The organism is Exiguobacterium sp. s121, from assembly GCF_018617245.1.
GTDB lineage: Bacteria > Bacillota > Bacilli > Exiguobacteriales > Exiguobacteriaceae > Exiguobacterium > Exiguobacterium profundum.
Genome location: NZ_JACSJV010000002.1, coordinates 186,530 through 202,445, shown reverse-complemented (window position 1 = coordinate 202,445; position 15,916 = coordinate 186,530). Strand labels below are relative to the sequence as shown.

Here is a 15,916-nt window from a genome sequence, read left to right as displayed (position 1 = left end):
CAATTCCTGTCCCATCATATCAGTTTCTGTGCATCCCGTGTAGCGCTTAGGGTGTGAAGAACGCAAAAATCTCCGGCCTGAACTCTCGTTCAAGCCGAAGTCATCTTACTTCCAACCTACTTCGTTAAAGATACGGATTGCCTCTTGTTGGTTTTCACCGAGTACAGAGAGATTGATATCCTGCTCTTTGAACTCACCCCATGACTGGAGAAGCTCATTCGGTTCAACCGACTCGTTGACTGGATATTCATAGTTCACACTCGCAAACTTCTCTTGAGCTGACGGTTCTGACATGAACTCCATCAATTTTTGAGCGTTTTCTGTATTTTTCGATGCTTTCGTCATCGCGATACCCGAAATGTTCACGTGTGTGCCTGTTGTATCTTGGTTCGGGAAGAAGACACCGAGTTGTTCAGCGACTTTCTTCTCTTCCTCGTCTTCAGAATTCAACATGAGCCCCATGTAGTACGTGTTCATGATGGCCACGTCCCCTTCGCCAGCGACGACTGCTTTCGCTTGGTCACGGTCGTTCCCTTGTGGGTCGCGTGCCATGTTGTTCACTAAGCCCTTCGCCCACTCTTTCGCTTCATCGACACCGTTCACTTCGATGAACGATGCGAGGAGTGAGATGTTGTACATGTTTTCCGATGGACGCACGAGCACTTTGCCGTTCCACTGTTCTTCCGTCAACGCTTCGTACGTCGACAAATCTTCTGGTTTCACGCGATCTTTTGAGTACACGATGACACGCGCACGTTTCGTCAAACCGAACCACTCGTTGTCTGTGTCACGATATTTTGCAGGAATGTTTGACTCAAGCTCATCGCTATCGACCGCTTGAAGATGTCCCGCTTCTTTCGCCTGATACAAGTTTCCAGCATCTGCAGTGATGAAGAGGTCAGCCTCTGTGCTCTCCCCTTCTGTGTTCAAACGCTCGAGAAGTTCGTCGCTCTTCCCTTCCACTACGTTGACCTTGATGCCTGTTTCTTCTTCAAACTGTTTATATAATTGTTGATCGACATCGTAGTGGCGACTCGAGTAAACATTGACGACGTTCGAATCGTCTGAGCCTTCATTTGAAGTTGTCTCATCTGTGCTTGCACAAGCGGCAAGGAGCGATGTCGTTAACGCTGCTGAAATTCCTAAAGCTGCATATTTTTTGTTCATCTGTCATTCCCCCACGTTCGGTTATTTCTCTCTGGTAATGATAATTACTCTCAGTACCTATCATCACTGATAATCATTCTCACGTCAAGACTTTTCTGCAATCGCTATCATATTACATGTGCAATTCGTGACAGTTTTGAGGACATCATTTCTTGACTTCAAAAGAATGGGGACGATATAGTAAAATCAAACAAACCGTCTGGTCGGTACAGAAAGAGGTGAAGATATGTCAAACCGATCGAACGTTACAAAGCAAAAGCTGTTGGATGCGGCAACCGACATCATCATGAACCACGGCGTGCATCAACTTACCTTAGATGAAGTCGCCAAGACTGCGGGTGTATCTAAAGGGGGACTTCTTTATCATTATCCTTCAAAAGAAGCGTTGATGACGGCGATGGTCGAACGATTACAACAAGAACAAAACGAGCTATATGCTTCATTGCAAGATGAAGGCCATGGACCTATCGAGGCATTCGTTCGTCTATTTGATGAAACGAAGTTGCATCCTGAGCGTGCTGCCATCCAAATCGACGTCGAGAAAATGATTGCATTTCTCACGTTGTTCGAAGTCGACCAAGAGTACGCCAATCGTTGGAAACATGATTTGGATACGTTCTTCGCACAGTTCCAACAAACGGCTGATCCGGTGGAAACGATGATCATTCGTTATGCACTCGAAGGTATGATGATGTCCGAACACTTCGGTGTCGGCGTTCCCCCTGCCGAACTCAAACAAGCGATTATCGCACGCTTGATTGAACGAGCCCACGACATCGATCGTGAGTCATAAAACAACATAACAATAGAGGAGATTAAAAACCCATGCAGAAAATCACGTCCTTCTCCGTCAACAACAAGTTTGCGGTTTGGTTGATGACGATCATCTTGACGGCCGCCGGTCTTTTCGCCGGTCTGACGATGAAGCTCGAGACGTTACCGGACATTACGACTCCGACCGTCTCGGTCACAACCATTTATCCAGGTGCATCCCCTGAACAAGTGCTCGAAGAAGTCAGCACCGTGTTAGAAGATCGTCTTCAGAATTTAAATGGTGTGGAACAAGTTCGCTCTTCGTCATTCCAAAACGCTTCGAACATCCAAATCGATTATGATTTCAGTACCGATATGGATGAAGCGGAGCAACAAGTCAAAGATGCGTTAAGCAACGTCGAATTGCCGGAGTCGGCACAAGACCCTCAAGTGTCGCGTCTCAGTTTCGACGCTTTCCCGGTAATCGGGGCTGCCATCTCGGATGAAAGCCTGGATTTGGCCGAATTGACAAAACTCGTCGAAGAAGAAGTACAGCCTGCTCTTGAAGGAGTGGAAGGTGCGCAAACCGTCCAAATTGCCGGGCAAGAGATTCGCCGCGTCGAGCTTCAATTCGACCAAGATGCGCTCGCAGAATACAATTTGACAGAAGACACGGTCAAACAATTGATTCAAGCAAATGACGCTCGGATCGCGCTCGGGTTATATGAATTAGGGGATACGGAGCAAGCGGTCGTCATCGACGGCAAGTCGGAGACACTCGAAGCGTTCCGCGATCTTCAAATCCCTTACTCACCAGCACAATCAACGCCGACGACACCGTCTGCCCCGACTGAATTGCCACCTGGTCAAACGCCAGACGTGCCAACAGAGGTCCCGACGGAAACACCATCGGCATTACCACCGAACGTTCCGACGACGGTTCCGACTGTCGCGTTGAGTGAACTTGCGACAATCGAGGACAAAGGAATCGAAGAATCGATTTCTCGCTCGAACGGTGAACGTTCAATCGGCGTACAAGTGACGAAGACACAAGATGCGAACACGGTCGATGTCGTCAACGCCGTCAAAGAAGTATTGAATGACTTCGAAGCTGAAAACGATACGGCGAATGTATCAATCACACTCGACCAAGGACAACCGATTGAAGAGTCGGTCGAAACCATGTTGTCTAAAGCATTACTTGGTGGGTTGTTCGCTATCCTCATCATCTTAGTGTTCTTACGTAACTTCCGATCGACGATCATCGCCGTCATCTCGATCCCGTTGTCGCTTCTCATGGCACTCATCGTCTTGAAGCAGTTGGATATCACGTTGAACATCATGACGCTCGGTGCGATGACCGTTGCGATTGGGCGCGTCGTCGATGACTCCATCGTCGTCATCGAGAACATTTACCGTCGACTCACGCGTTCGAACGAACCACTTCGCGGTAAAGAGTTGATTATCGCGGCAACAAAAGAAGTATTCATCCCGATCGCCTCGTCGACCATCGTCACGATTGCAGTATTCTTGCCGCTTGGATTTGTCACTGGTTTTGTCGGTGAACTGTTCTTGCCGTTCGCATTGACGGTCGTCTTCGCATTACTCGCTTCGTTACTCGTCGCGATCACGGTCGTACCAATGATGGCCGACTCGTTCTTTAAAAACCGCGACAAGTTGAAGCCAGAAGAAGGTCCAGGCAAGCTCGCCGAATGGTATCGTGGCGTCTTGAACTGGTCACTGAACCATAAACTCGTCGTATTCGGACTCGCGACTGCCCTATTGATTGGTAGCTTTGCCCTCGTTCCAGCAATCGGGGTCAACTTCTTGAACCAAGATTCGGAGAAGACGTTGTTCGTCACGTTCGACCCAGAACCGGGTCAAACACTTGAAGATTCGATTGCCGCAGCAGAAGTGGCTGAAGAATACTTCATGGAAGAACAACCGAACGCAACCGACGTTCAGTTCACAGTCGGTGGAGAGAACCCGCTGAACCCTGGAAACAACAAACAAGGAATCTTTATCGTCCAGTATGACCCGGATACGGAAGACTTCGCCGATGTGAAGTTGGCTGATATCGAGAAGTTGAATGAACTCGCCTCAAATGGGGAGTGGAAAGAACAAGACTTCTCAGGTGGCGGCGCAACGAGCGGTGTCACATACAATGTCTATGCCAACTCGCTTGAAGATTTAGAAGCGATCGTGCCGACTTTCATCGAGACGATTGAAGAAGAGACGGATTATGTCCGTCAAGCGACATCTGACTTACGTGAGTCTTACGTACAATACACGTTCAACGTCGACCAACAGGCCGCTGCAGAAGCCGGTGTATCTGCAGGTCAAATCGCGCAAGTCATCAGTCAGTTCCAGGCACCGGAAAGTCCACTTGCGAGCGTGACAGTGGATGACAAACAGTTAGACGTCGTCATCCCGAACGAGCAAGTGACATATGACAGTGTCGATGACCTGCAAGCACAAGAAATCACGACACCGTTCGGTCCACGCCCGATTTCAGACTTCATTGAAATCGAAGAAGGCACAACACCGGACACACTCGTCGAGCGTGACGGAAAGCTGCTCGCACAAGTAAGTGTTGAACTCAGCACAGATAAAGCGACAGAAGCGTCTGCTGCGATTGAAGAACGCGTTTCAGAGATTGAGCTTCCGTCTGGCGTATCGTATGATGTCGGCGGTGTAACGGAACAGATTCAAGAATCGTTCACACAGCTCGGTCTTGCGATGCTTGCCGCAATCGCCATCGTCTACTTGGTTCTCGTCATCACATTCGGAGGGGCACTCACACCATTCGTCGTGTTGTTCTCACTCCCGTATGCGATTATCGGGGGACTTGTCGCCCTCCTCATCACGGGTGAAACGATTTCGGTTTCTGCCTTGATCGGGGCACTCATGTTGATCGGGATTGTCGTCACGAACGCCATCGTTTTGATTGACCGCGTCATTCATAAAGAAGAAGCTGGTTTATCAACACGTGAAGCGTTACTTGAGGCAGCAGTCACACGCCTTCGCCCAATCTTGATGACCGCACTCGCGACAATCGGTGCACTCGCACCGCTCGCACTCGGTCTCGAGGGTGGGGCACTCATCTCGAAAGGTCTCGGCGTCACCGTGATCGGCGGACTTACAAGTTCGACGCTTCTCACGTTGCTCATCGTACCAATCGTCTATGAGTTCTTCGCACAATTCCGTAAGAAAAAACAAGCATAAGCCTAAAACATGCGTAGCGGTGTATCCGCTACGCATGTTTTATTTTTCAATGATATGTAGGTGTTCCGTATCATCTGGCGCTTCAAAAAATGAAGTCACATGATGAAAGATTTCTTCGGTATCAAATGCGGCTCGTTCCGGTTCCGAGATGCGACGTTTCTGAATCTGTCGAAGACATTGTTCATCACTTCGGTTGAGATAAATCAGACGGTGATTCGCCCCAGCATGTTCTGACAATTGTAAAAACCAAGATCGTGACGATTTTGTATTTGCCGGGAAATCCATCACTACATGCATCCCGAGTCGCAGCAACTGTTGGACATGAGATTCAATTAGTGGCTTCAGTAGCCTAGCATGCTTTTGATAGTCCTCAAACGTATGAATTTGATTCGGATATAACGTAGATAACCATTCATCTTCAGATAAGAGAACCGCTCGTTGTTCAGCAGCCATTTGCTTGGCCATCGTTGATTTTCCAGCCCCCATTTTTCCACATAAAAAATAAAGTGTCCCCTTTTCTTCCATCGCGCTATCTTCCTCCTCTTCATCAAGTAGAATAAACGTATCATACCCTTTTCTTGACCTCTCTCGTTGAATTTGAGAAGATTCATACGTTTTGAATGACGTGAAAGGAAGTCATGTATATGAAATTATTAAAATGGATGATTGGGCTCGCTCTTTTATTCGGACTGAGCACGCTCGGCAATTGGATGGTCGAAACGTTCGCTTGGAAAGTACCGGGCAGCGTCATCGGCATGGTACTGTTGCTCATCCTCTTGTTGACAAAAGTCATTCGCGTGGAATGGATTGAGGACAGTGCCGGATATTTAACGAAGCACCTCGCCTTCTTCTTCATCCCGATCGCCGTCGGTCTTATGGCATACGGAACGTTGTTAAAAGCTGCCGGCATCCCGCTCCTCATCACGTTACTCGCCAGCATGGCGGTCGGGATGGTCGTGACGGCGTTTGTTTCCGGGAGAGAAGGTGAGATATCATGACATACGTTTGGATTGGATTGACGATTCTCGTGTATTCGCTCAGTCGTCGACTTTCCATGAAGTGGGCATCTCCGTTCACCAATGTCGTCTTCTTAAGTACAGCAATTTTGATTCTTCTGTTACTCGTGACAGGACAGTCCTATGATACGTATAAACCAGCCACCGACATCATCACCATCTTACTTGGTCCGGCGACGGTCGCCCTCGGGTTACCACTCTATCGCAACTTACCCGTACTACTCGCCCGGGCAAAACGGGCCCTGAGTGCCATCGTACTCGGGTCACTCTCTACGATTTTTGTGGCTGTACTTTTCGGCAAACTGTTTTCGTTTACCGAAAACGTATTGATTGCGCTATCGGTCAAATCAGCGACGTCTCCGATTGCCCTTGAGTTGGCTCGACAGCTAGAAGGAGATGCGACACTTGCCGCCTCGATTGCTGTTGCCTGCGGTATTTTAGGGGCGATGCTTGGACCGGTACTCTTGACATGGATCCGTATGGACGACCCGTTCACGCGTGGACTCACACTCGGGACAATCAGTCATGGAATCGGGACCGCTCAGGCGGCAACGGAACATCCGTTGTCCGGTGCAACAGGTGGTGCCGCAATGGGATTGACCGCAATCTTCACCTCGTTTATCTTGCCGATTCTATATCCGTTTCTCTTTTGAACAGGTCGCGTCCATCGATGGGCGCGACTTTTTTGTTTCGACTTCGATTGCGCGTGATAAACTAATGAAGATGAAACTTATTATAGGAGGGCAATCCATGCAAGCAAAATTAATTGAACGCTTAATGACGTACGCGAAGATTGATACACAGTCGGATTTCACAAGTGCGACAACACCATCGACGGCCAAACAATGGGATTTGATTCGCCATTTGGAGAAAGAATTGAAAGATCTCGGACTGACAGACGTTGAGACGGACGAATACGGCTATCTCTTCGCCACACTTCCAAGTAACGTCGATTATGACGTCCCGACAATCGGATTCCTCGCTCATGTGGATACAGCGACCGACTTCACAGGAACGAACGTGTCCCCTCAACTCGTCGAGCATTATGAAGGTGGCGACATCGTCTTGAACGAGTCATTGAATGTCGTCTTATCACCAAAAGACTTCCCAGAACTTGATGGGTATGTCGGGCATACGCTCATGACAACGGATGGTACGACACTCCTTGGTGCGGATGATAAGGCAGGGATTGCTGAAATCGTTACAGCCGTTGAATACTTATTGGCCCATCCTGAGATTCCACACGGGACGGTTCGCATCGCCTTCACACCAGATGAAGAAATCGGCCGTGGACCACATAAATTCGATGTCGCCCGATTCAATGCAGACTTCGCTTATACGATGGACGGCGGACCACTCGGAGAGTTGCAGTATGAGAGCTTCAACGCAGCCGGTGCGACCATCACCTTCCACGGAACGAACGTACACCCAGGTAGCGCGAAAAATAAGATGGTGAACTCGATGAAGCTCGCGATGGCGTTCCAAAATCGGTTACCTGCTGATGAGGCACCAGAACGGACGAGCAATTATGAAGGATTCTTCCATTTGAACGGCTTCACTGGGGACGTCGAGAAGACGACGCTTCAATACATCATCCGCGATCACGACAAACAGAAGTTTGAAGCGCGTAAAGCGTTGATGGAGAAGCTTGTCCTCGAATGGAAACAAAAATACGGGGAAGCACGGATTGAACTCCAAATGGAAGACCAGTATTACAACATGGCCGAGAAAATCGAACCAGTCAAACACATCGTCGATACCGTCGCTGATGTCATGCGCGGCCTTGGCATCGAACCGAAAATCGAACCGATTCGTGGTGGCACAGACGGATCGCAACTTTCTTACATGGGTCTTCCAACACCGAACATCTTCACAGGTGGAGAGAACTATCACGGGAAGTTCGAATATATCTCTGTGAACAATATGGAAAAAGCGACAACGGTCATCATCGAAACACTTCGCACATTCGCGAAGCGCGCACAAGCATAACACATGCGCCTCCAATCGTTCTCTTTTACACTAGAGACATTGGAGGCGATTTTTGATGAAACATACATTTAGCATGAACCTCGGTTGGGATGGCGGACGAAATGACGTCGGCACCCTCACGGCCGAGCGATTAAAGACACAGATTTCAATCCCACCCGAAATGGACGGTCCGGGAGTCGGAACGAATCCGGATGAGATGCTCCTCGGGGCAGCGGCAACGTGTTATATCATCACCCTCGCAGCCGTACTTGGACGGAGTGACCTGACTCATCGTGGTATCACGATTAATGCAGAGGGCATCGTCGATGTGACGAACGGCATCTTCACTTACGAGACGATTCGCTATGCGACAACGATTCATGTACCTACAGAGATGACCGACCGAGACATCACGCTTGTCGAGCGCATCGCGAAAAAAGCGAAAGATCAATGTATGATTTCACGCGCACTCGCAGGAAATGTAGCATTTGAGTTGAATACCGTCATTTCACGTAAAAGTGGCAATGATTTTATTTGAAGAACCTTTGAAAAAAGCGATAATTGTAAACAGACGTAATCGCTTTGTCATGGACGTACTCGTTGATGATTTGCTCGCGCCTTGCCATTGTCCTGTAACAGGAAGGATTGGAGATATTATATTTGAAAACATCCCCTGCCTCGTCTCAGAAACCTATGACTCGAATCGTAAAACTCACTTTACAGTCGAAGCCATTTCAGTCGATGGTGAACAATGGATTGGAATCAATCAAGGTCGTGTCAACGACTATGTTGAAGCTTTCTTACTCGAGAACCAGCTTGATGCTTTCTCAACCCCGAGGGGAATCAAACGTGAAATAGTAATTGGCGGTGCACGAATCGATTTTCAGATTGATGGAATCTTCATGGAAGTGAAGGCTCCGCTCAGCGAACTACTCACTATTCCTCTCCCACACTTTAAACGTAGACGATTGAAACGACCCATCGAGACAGAACGGTTGATTCGTCATCTCCACGCTCTGATTTCCACTCTACCCCAAACCGGAAGAGCAGTCCTCTTATATGTTTTTTTATATGACGCACCAATTTATACCGGTAATTCCAACCGAAAAAAAGACCATCTAATTCGTCAATTGATTAACGATGCGATACCTTCCGGATTAGAAATATGGCAACTGAACTGCACTATTTCCCCTGAAGGAATTCGTTTACTTCGTTGCTTTGACACAACGTCTCACTTCAAGTAACCAAATGTATTAAGTGAGACGTTATGTTTTTACTAAACATATGATATGTTGGGAATTACCGAATAGAGTCATTTTTCACTTCCACTTTTTACGCGACTGCGCGTTTTTCAAAAACGTGATACAATACACGTCGTAAACTAATCAGAAAAACGAGGGATACCATACATGATTACAGTAAATAACGTCAGCCTACAATTTGGCGGTCGCAAGTTGTTTGAAGAGGTGAACATCAAGTTCACGCCAGGCAACTGTTACGGATTGATCGGTGCGAACGGTGCCGGAAAATCGACATTCTTAAAGATTTTATCAGGTGAACAAGATACGACGACGGGTGATGTCAGCATCACACCAGGCGAACGTCTCGCTGTCCTCAAGCAGGACCACTACGCGTATGAAGACAGTGCGGTTCTCGAGACCGTCATTATGGGTCACGAGCGTCTCTACAAAGTAATGAAGGAAAAAGACGCCATCTATATGAAAGAAGACTTCTCAGATGAAGACGGCATGCGCGCAGCTGAACTCGAAGGTGAATTCGCTGAGTTGAACGGTTGGGAAGCCGAGTCGGAAGCGTCGATGGTCCTTCAAGGTCTCGGAATCTCTGAAGCGCTCCACCAGAAACAAATGAGCGAACTCACAGGTGGGGAGAAAGTCAAAGTCCTTCTTGCCCAAGCGCTCTTCGGTAAGCCAGATATCCTCCTCTTAGACGAGCCGACCAACGGACTTGACCTAAAAGCGATTCAATGGTTAGAAGAATTCTTAATCAACTTTGAAAACACAGTCATCGTCGTTTCCCACGACCGTCACTTCTTGAACAAAGTCTGTACGCACATGGCCGACCTCGACTTCGGAAAAATCCAATTGTATGTTGGGAACTACGACTTCTGGTATGAGTCTAGCCAACTTGCTACACGTATGGCGGCAGACCAGAACAAGAAAAAAGAAGAGAAAATCAAAGAACTTCAAAACTTCATCGCACGTTTCAGCTCGAACGCATCGAAAGCGCGTCAAGCGACGTCACGTAAGAAGTTGCTCGATAAGATCACACTTGATGACATCCGTCCGTCGTCACGTCGTTATCCGTTCGTTGGATTTACGATGGAGCGCGAAATCGGAAACGATGTTCTCTATGTCGACAACGTTTCGAAGACGATTGACGGCGTGAAAGTGCTCGATAACGTCACGTTCTCACTCAACAAGACGGACAAAGTCGCGTTTGTCGGTCGTTCGGACGTTGCCATCACGACACTCTTCAAAATCCTCATGGGTGAGATGGAGCCAGACACAGGATCAGTCAAATGGGGCGTAACGACGACTCAGTCATACTTCCCGAAAGACAACTCAGAATACTTCGAGGGCTCAGAAAAGAGCATCCTTGACTGGTTGCGCCAGTTCTCGCCTGCCGATGAGTCAGACACGTTCCTTCGTGGATTCCTCGGCCGCATGCTCTTCTCAGGTGAAGAAGTCATGAAGAAGGCGTCTGTACTCTCAGGGGGAGAAAAAGTACGTTGCATGCTCTCGAAGATGATGCTTTCAAATTCGAACGTGCTCGTCCTCGACGATCCGACGAACCACTTGGACCTCGAATCGATCACAGCACTTAACAACGGTCTCGAGTCGTTCAAAGGCGTACTCCTCTTCAGCTCACATGACCATCAGCTCATCTCGACGATTGCGACACGCATCATTGAAGTGACACCGAATGGCATCGTGGATAAAGAAGCAACATACGATGAGTACTTGGAGAACGAGGCGCTTCAACAACAAGTTGAATCCCTTTACCAAAATGCATAATAAAAAATCGGCTCAAACGCGAGCCGATTTTTTATTTAACGTTTACCGTTTCCATCACGTGCTCATGAATGTCATGACCTTTCGTGACATGGACTTGAACGTTGTATGCGCCTGATTCAGCAAAAGTGTGTGCACCTTTATACATCCCAGCATCTGCTTCCTCCAACTTCACCCATTCATGCTTCTCTGCCCCATCTTGGAAGATTTCGAGCTGTACGTCCGCTCCAGCGAGCATCTCGTCTTCAATCATGACGTGTACCATGAATGGTTGTTCTTCCCCTGCTGTCGCCTCTTTCGGGTCAAGCGTGATATCCGCTCCAGCGTGGTGATGATGCTCACTCTCTTCTTCTGCTTCAGCAGCCGTTTCTGGATGTCCAACCGTCACGTTTGTCGTCGGCATGGTGTGCATCGAACGCGCTGTCACGTGAACCTGAACCGTATAGACCGCTTCTTCCGCGAACGTCGTCTCCGCTTCATAGACACCGTCTTTCGTGAGTGACGCCTTGATCATCTCACTTTCTTCCTTCGCACCATTCTTCCATACTTCGAACTTGATTTCATCCGCATCGTCTACAGGTTGACCATCTTGCGTGACTGTTACTGATAAAGGTACCGCCTCTCCCTTTTCAGCCGTTGCCTCTACCGTCAACTCTGCCTCGACCGGTTCCATTGACTGTGGAACAGCCGCGCTCTCCGCTTCTTTCTCCGTACCACACGCACCGAGTACGAATAACCCGATGAGTCCAAACACGACCCCAAACCGTGTCATCATCTTTTTCATCATAAGTCCTCCTTATAAATCGCTTACATCTTTCACACATTGTTCATGATACCATCTCTTTCCAAAAAGAGTGTGAGCATTCTGTGATATATCCCACGATACATTCTCACAAATTTCACACATATAGTTGAATCAAAATTTATTGAGTACATTTCCGAATTTTAGTCCATCATTTCTAAAAAGGGGTATATAAAATATATCAAGGTCAATCATTTGGAAAGTCTTAACATCAAGAGAGTTACATCATGAATGGAGGCGAATTCAGATGAAACGTAAGGTCATTCGTGGGGCGATGGCACTGTTCATCTTATTGGCGATGGTGATCACACAATCGATTTCCGTCAGTGCCGCCGCTTCAAAATTTGTCACGAGCGTGAACACGACGAGCAAGGTCGTCGCATTGACGTTCGATGACGGGGCAGACGGGGCGAACACGAACAAGATTTTAGACATTTTAGCAAAAAACAATGTCAAAGCCACTTTCTTTTTAACGGGGTCGGGCGCAAATAACCATCCACAGTACATTAAAAATATCGCCGCAAAAGGACATCAACTCGGAAATCACTCGTATACACACCCTGACTTCACCAAACTGACTGCCACGCAGATGAAATCCGAACTCGACCGCACGGAAACTTTGATTAAATCGTTGACCGGAAAAACGACAAAACCGATTTTCAGAGCCCCGTTTGGTGCAGTGAATAGTACCGTATTGAGCGGTGTCGGGGCTGCAGGATACGGATACACGATTCAATGGAACATTGATACGATTGACTGGAAAGGGTTGACCGCGAGCCAAATCAACACGAAAGTTCAGACTAACATCAAACCGGGTTCAATCGTCTTGATGCATACCGGAGCCGGGGCCCCAGGTACACCGCTCGCACTCCCAACGATGATTTCACAACTCAAAGCAAAAGGGTACAAATTTGTCACGGTCTCACAATTACTTGCATATCAAAACACATCGACGAACAAAACGTATACCGTGAAGTCAGGTGATACGTTGTACAGTATCGCACGGACATACGGAGTCACCGTCTCGGCGCTTGCTGCCGCCAACAACATTACGAACTACAGCTTGATTTATGTAGGACAAGTGCTCATCATTCCAGGAACGACCGTTACACCACCTACGACGACCGTGAAATACACTGTGAAATCGGGCGACACACTCTACAAGATTGCGACGATGTACAATACGACCGTCGCAAAAATCGCAGCCGCCAATAACATCACAAACGTCAACTCCATCTATGTCGGACAAGTGCTCATCATTCCAGGAACGACCGTTACACCACCTACGACGACTGTGAAATATACGGTGAAATCGGGCGACACACTCTACAAGATTGCGACGATGTACAATACGACCGTCGCAAAAATCGCAGCCGCCAATAACATCACAAACGTCAACTCCATCTATGTCGGACAAGTGTTGACCATTCCGAAATGATTGCCTCGTGAATCTTTTCCTCAGCTTGTGACGTATCGTATACAAATAGGAAAAGAGGAAACGCTATGACTCGAACCGTAATCCGTGTCAGTACTACCGCATTCATCGGACTTTTGGTTTCAATTGCCACATTCTCGATTTTGATTTGGCTCGGTTATGAACAAGCACTCACATCCGGTGAGCCGATCCAATTCTTAACACGTGAGATTTATCAATTCGAGAACGGAATCGGGGTCGCCAACCAGAATCAAATGGCCATCCTCGGTGCCGGATTTATGGGCATTGCCGTTCTCATTGGAGAGATCGGGATACGTCTTAAACGAAAGTAACCGCTGCATACGCAACGGTTACTTTTTTAATGCTGATGTTCACCACCATGGTCGTGTGAGTGAACGATTGGTTGCTGCAATTGGTCGATTTGGTCTTGCGGTACATCACCGACAATCATCCATGCGGACGGCGTATAGACCTTCTGCCCTTCATGGACCATGCCGTTCACTTGGTAGATTCCCTGATCGAGTTTCACGCTCGTCACGAGATAGCCATCCTGTTCTGTCACCTCATACGTCCGGGTCTCTTCCGAATCGTAAGGCGTGACTTGAATATGGCTTTCCGTCACACGTTCATCATTCGATACTTTCATCGCAAGCGTCGTCGAGCCAACTTCTACACGTTCAGGTACGATCAGTTGAATCCCAATCGGATCAATGGTGCGTTCTACTGGTTGAAGTTGACACGCGCTTAACCAAATTGTCGCTAGGATGACAGGAATGACTGCTTTAAATCGTTTCATGCTGCCACCTCCGCTTTCAACTTCCGGCGACCAATCAACCAATCAAATAGGAGAACGACAAGAATACTGATTCCTGCGAGCGGTAATGTCACACCTAGAAGTAAAATCAAGATACCGACGATTCGTTTAATGCGTTCGTCCTCAAACCGCTTCATCTGTTCAATGGATCCGACTTTTCGTTTGCGCCACATCATGAACGAGCTGATGACCACGAAAATGAGACCTAGACAAAGCGCGACACCGACCAATTGATTGAGTAAACCGAACAGGCGACCTTCATGGAACGCGATTCCAACCGTAATCAGTTTTCCGAGAATCCCGTAATCTGCGTATGTCACAGAGCTGAGTGTTTCACCACTATATTGATCTAAGTTCACCGTCGATTCTTTAAATGGATGACCTGCTGCCGATGTGACAGTATAGACGCCTGTTTCGCCTTCCGGAAGCGAGATTGTGTACGGTCGATCAATCGTGGACTTGTTCACCACCTGATTTAAATCAATCGGCAACAGCGTACTTGGAGAAGACGTTGGAACGAGATCTGCTTGGGTCGCCCAAGGTACGTCTTCTGCCACCTCTTTTGTCGTCACGGTCGATTCTGGCTTGGCGCCAAACGCATAGGCATACATCGGTGCTCCCGTGTTTGTCGACGAGGAAACCCACTGCAACATCGCACCCGAAACGGATGACCAAGCCAACCCTGAACTGATAATGAGTACGAGGCCTAGCGATGACCACAAAGCGACGCTACCGTGCATCTGCTTCCACCACTGTCGTCCTTTCCCAAGCTTCGGCATAAGCATCCGAAGCGGATTCTTACCACGCGGCCAAAACAAGAATGTCCCCGTAATAAGAAGAATGATTGCCCAGGACGCCGCGAGTTCGACGACCCAGTTCCCGATTTGACCACCTAATAGTGTGCCATGAATCACAACTAATAAATCCATGCTACCTTCAGCAGACCGCGTTCCTAAAACTTCTGTAGTTTCCGGATGAATATATGTATACATCATCTCGTCTTTGTTCATCCAACCGATTCGAGTCGATTCGCCTTCATCCGGCAAACGAATCGATGTGATCATCGCATCCGGATATTCCGTCATGAATGATTCTTTTTGGACTTCAATCGGCTGTTCTTCCGTGAAAGTTGCCGTCATCATGTCTTTGTATTGCATCTTCGTTATTTGCGGTTCAAATAAATAAATGCTTCCTGTCACAGCCAGGATAATAAAAATTGGTGCAAATATGAGACCTGCATAAAAGTGCCAACGCCATACCGCTTGATACCAAGCGTTGCGTTTATTCAATCGTTCCCCTTGCATGATGCTTCCCCCTTTATCATTGTGTCCAACTTGTGAACAGATTGAGTATACAAGGAATGGAAACGGTTTATTCTTACTATTTGTGACAACTATTCGTCGAATTGGAGAAGTGAAAATGAACTTTGGTTCATCTTTTTTTCACATATTCATCAATCTATCTCACATACTTTCACATAAAGAAAGAGACACCAACAAGTTGGCGTCTCCAAAATATGATCAATTTGTGAACTGCTCTGCTTCTGTCGACCCAGCCAGTGCAGTCGTTGATGATTGCCCACCTGAGATGACGAGCGAGACTTCATCGAAGTAACCCGTTCCGACTTCACGCTGATGACGTGTCGCAGAAATTGTTGTATCATTTTGTATTTTTTTAGGGAGAAACAAGCTCTATGATGCGATG

At 47.7% G+C, this 15,916-nt stretch carries 16 protein-coding genes; 10 read left to right on the top strand and 6 right to left on the bottom strand.

All coding sequences use genetic code 11. The features are described from left to right. Positions 1-105 precede the first annotated feature (105 nt). Complete coding sequence (locus KOG47_RS11415) at positions 106-1,167, bottom strand: Fe(3+) ABC transporter substrate-binding protein (RefSeq protein ID WP_159563300.1); 1,062 nt, start codon at positions 1,165-1,167, stop codon at positions 106-108. Between the two features lie 226 nt (positions 1,168-1,393). Between KOG47_RS11415 and KOG47_RS11410 the strand changes: the two genes are divergently transcribed. Both KOG47_RS11410 and KOG47_RS11405 read left to right on the top strand, forming a co-directional pair. Further along, positions 1,394-1,960: a TetR/AcrR family transcriptional regulator gene (locus KOG47_RS11410; protein WP_214873636.1), complete on the top strand. Its 567-nt coding sequence runs from the start codon at positions 1,394-1,396 to the stop codon at positions 1,958-1,960. Between the two features lie 32 nt (positions 1,961-1,992). Further along, the gene (locus KOG47_RS11405) at positions 1,993-5,145 is read left to right on the top strand and encodes an efflux RND transporter permease subunit (RefSeq protein ID WP_215244259.1); all 3,153 of its coding nucleotides are present in this window, start codon (positions 1,993-1,995) and stop codon (positions 5,143-5,145) included. Between the two features lie 39 nt (positions 5,146-5,184). Here KOG47_RS11405 and KOG47_RS11400 read toward each other — a convergent pair whose 3' ends face one another. Then, the gene (locus tag KOG47_RS11400; protein ID WP_215244258.1) at positions 5,185-5,670 is read right to left on the bottom strand and encodes a P-loop nucleotide/nucleoside kinase family protein; all 486 of its coding nucleotides are present in this window, start codon (positions 5,668-5,670) and stop codon (positions 5,185-5,187) included. A 119-nt stretch (positions 5,671-5,789) separates the two neighbouring features. Here KOG47_RS11400 and KOG47_RS11395 point away from each other — a divergent pair, with 119 nt between their 5' ends. The 6 genes from KOG47_RS11395 to KOG47_RS11370 all read left to right on the top strand — a co-directional run bounded on the left by KOG47_RS11395 (position 5,790) and on the right by KOG47_RS11370 (position 11,164). Continuing rightward, the gene (locus tag KOG47_RS11395) at positions 5,790-6,143 is read left to right on the top strand and encodes a CidA/LrgA family protein (RefSeq protein WP_215244257.1); all 354 of its coding nucleotides are present in this window, start codon (positions 5,790-5,792) and stop codon (positions 6,141-6,143) included. Further along, complete coding sequence (locus KOG47_RS11390) at positions 6,140-6,814, top strand: LrgB family protein (protein ID WP_215244256.1); 675 nt, start codon at positions 6,140-6,142, stop codon at positions 6,812-6,814. Before KOG47_RS11395 ends, KOG47_RS11390 begins: the two co-directional genes overlap by 4 nt. A 97-nt stretch (positions 6,815-6,911) precedes the next feature. Continuing rightward, the gene (gene pepT, locus KOG47_RS11385) at positions 6,912-8,150 is read left to right on the top strand and encodes a peptidase T (protein ID WP_215244255.1); all 1,239 of its coding nucleotides are present in this window, start codon (positions 6,912-6,914) and stop codon (positions 8,148-8,150) included. A gap of 52 nt (positions 8,151-8,202) precedes the next feature. Next, positions 8,203-8,667, top strand: coding sequence for an SACOL1771 family peroxiredoxin (locus KOG47_RS11380; RefSeq protein WP_374193986.1), 465 nt, complete (start codon positions 8,203-8,205; stop codon positions 8,665-8,667). Next, on the top strand, positions 8,654-9,373 hold the full coding sequence (locus tag KOG47_RS11375; RefSeq protein ID WP_215244254.1) for a PDDEXK family nuclease: 720 nt from the start codon (positions 8,654-8,656) through the stop codon (positions 9,371-9,373). The genes KOG47_RS11380 and KOG47_RS11375 overlap by 14 nt, the downstream gene beginning before the upstream one ends. Before the next feature lie 165 nt (positions 9,374-9,538). Further along, positions 9,539-11,164: an ABC-F family ATP-binding cassette domain-containing protein gene (locus tag KOG47_RS11370; RefSeq protein ID WP_015880408.1), complete on the top strand. Its 1,626-nt coding sequence runs from the start codon at positions 9,539-9,541 to the stop codon at positions 11,162-11,164. A gap of 31 nt (positions 11,165-11,195) precedes the next feature. Here KOG47_RS11370 and KOG47_RS11365 read toward each other — a convergent pair whose 3' ends face one another. Next, the gene (locus KOG47_RS11365; RefSeq protein ID WP_214691344.1) at positions 11,196-11,945 is read right to left on the bottom strand and encodes a FixH family protein; all 750 of its coding nucleotides are present in this window, start codon (positions 11,943-11,945) and stop codon (positions 11,196-11,198) included. Between the two features lie 265 nt (positions 11,946-12,210). On the opposite strand from KOG47_RS11365, the gene KOG47_RS11360 reads away from it, so the two are divergent. Both KOG47_RS11360 and KOG47_RS11355 read left to right on the top strand, forming a co-directional pair. Continuing rightward, entirely contained in the window at positions 12,211-13,401 is a 1,191-nt protein-coding gene (locus KOG47_RS11360; RefSeq protein WP_214691345.1) for a LysM peptidoglycan-binding domain-containing protein, read from the top strand. A 65-nt stretch (positions 13,402-13,466) separates the two neighbouring features. Continuing rightward, positions 13,467-13,730, top strand: a complete 264-nt coding sequence (locus KOG47_RS11355; protein ID WP_214691346.1) for an LlsX family protein — start codon at positions 13,467-13,469, stop codon at positions 13,728-13,730. Between the two features lie 26 nt (positions 13,731-13,756). Here the strand turns inward: KOG47_RS11355 and KOG47_RS11350 are convergent, their stop codons facing one another. From KOG47_RS11350 to KOG47_RS11340, 3 genes are all read right to left on the bottom strand, one after another. Next, positions 13,757-14,194 carry a hypothetical protein gene (locus tag KOG47_RS11350; protein ID WP_214691347.1) on the bottom strand — a complete coding sequence of 146 codons (438 nt, stop codon included), beginning with the start codon at positions 14,192-14,194 and terminating at the stop codon, positions 13,757-13,759. Further along, entirely contained in the window at positions 14,191-15,516 is a 1,326-nt protein-coding gene (locus KOG47_RS11345; protein WP_214691348.1) for a PepSY-associated TM helix domain-containing protein, read from the bottom strand. The genes KOG47_RS11350 and KOG47_RS11345 overlap by 4 nt, the downstream gene beginning before the upstream one ends. 216 nt (positions 15,517-15,732) lie before the next feature. Further along, entirely contained in the window at positions 15,733-15,900 is a 168-nt protein-coding gene (locus KOG47_RS11340) for a hypothetical protein (RefSeq protein WP_160300237.1), read from the bottom strand. Between the last annotated feature and the right edge of the window lie 16 nt (positions 15,901-15,916).

Excerpts from the sequence above, each read along its gene's own strand:
- KOG47_RS11415 (WP_159563300.1), bottom strand. The coding sequence starts at position 1,167 with ATGAACAAAAAATATGCAGCTTTAGGAATTTCAGCAGCGTTAACGACA.
- KOG47_RS11410 (WP_214873636.1), top strand. The coding sequence starts at position 1,394 with ATGTCAAACCGATCGAACGTTACAAAGCAAAAGCTGTTGGATGCGGCA.
- KOG47_RS11405 (WP_215244259.1), top strand. The coding sequence starts at position 1,993 with ATGCAGAAAATCACGTCCTTCTCCGTCAACAACAAGTTTGCGGTTTGG.
- KOG47_RS11400 (WP_215244258.1), bottom strand. The coding sequence starts at position 5,670 with ATGGAAGAAAAGGGGACACTTTATTTTTTATGTGGAAAAATGGGGGCT.
- KOG47_RS11395 (WP_215244257.1), top strand. The coding sequence starts at position 5,790 with ATGAAATTATTAAAATGGATGATTGGGCTCGCTCTTTTATTCGGACTG.
- KOG47_RS11390 (WP_215244256.1), top strand. The coding sequence starts at position 6,140 with ATGACATACGTTTGGATTGGATTGACGATTCTCGTGTATTCGCTCAGT.
- pepT (WP_215244255.1), top strand. The coding sequence starts at position 6,912 with ATGCAAGCAAAATTAATTGAACGCTTAATGACGTACGCGAAGATTGAT.
- KOG47_RS11375 (WP_215244254.1), top strand. The coding sequence starts at position 8,654 with ATGATTTTATTTGAAGAACCTTTGAAAAAAGCGATAATTGTAAACAGA.
- KOG47_RS11370 (WP_015880408.1), top strand. The coding sequence starts at position 9,539 with ATGATTACAGTAAATAACGTCAGCCTACAATTTGGCGGTCGCAAGTTG.
- KOG47_RS11365 (WP_214691344.1), bottom strand. The coding sequence starts at position 11,945 with ATGAAAAAGATGATGACACGGTTTGGGGTCGTGTTTGGACTCATCGGG.
- KOG47_RS11360 (WP_214691345.1), top strand. The coding sequence starts at position 12,211 with ATGAAACGTAAGGTCATTCGTGGGGCGATGGCACTGTTCATCTTATTG.
- KOG47_RS11355 (WP_214691346.1), top strand. The coding sequence starts at position 13,467 with ATGACTCGAACCGTAATCCGTGTCAGTACTACCGCATTCATCGGACTT.
- KOG47_RS11350 (WP_214691347.1), bottom strand. The coding sequence starts at position 14,194 with ATGAAACGATTTAAAGCAGTCATTCCTGTCATCCTAGCGACAATTTGG.
- KOG47_RS11345 (WP_214691348.1), bottom strand. The coding sequence starts at position 15,516 with ATGCAAGGGGAACGATTGAATAAACGCAACGCTTGGTATCAAGCGGTA.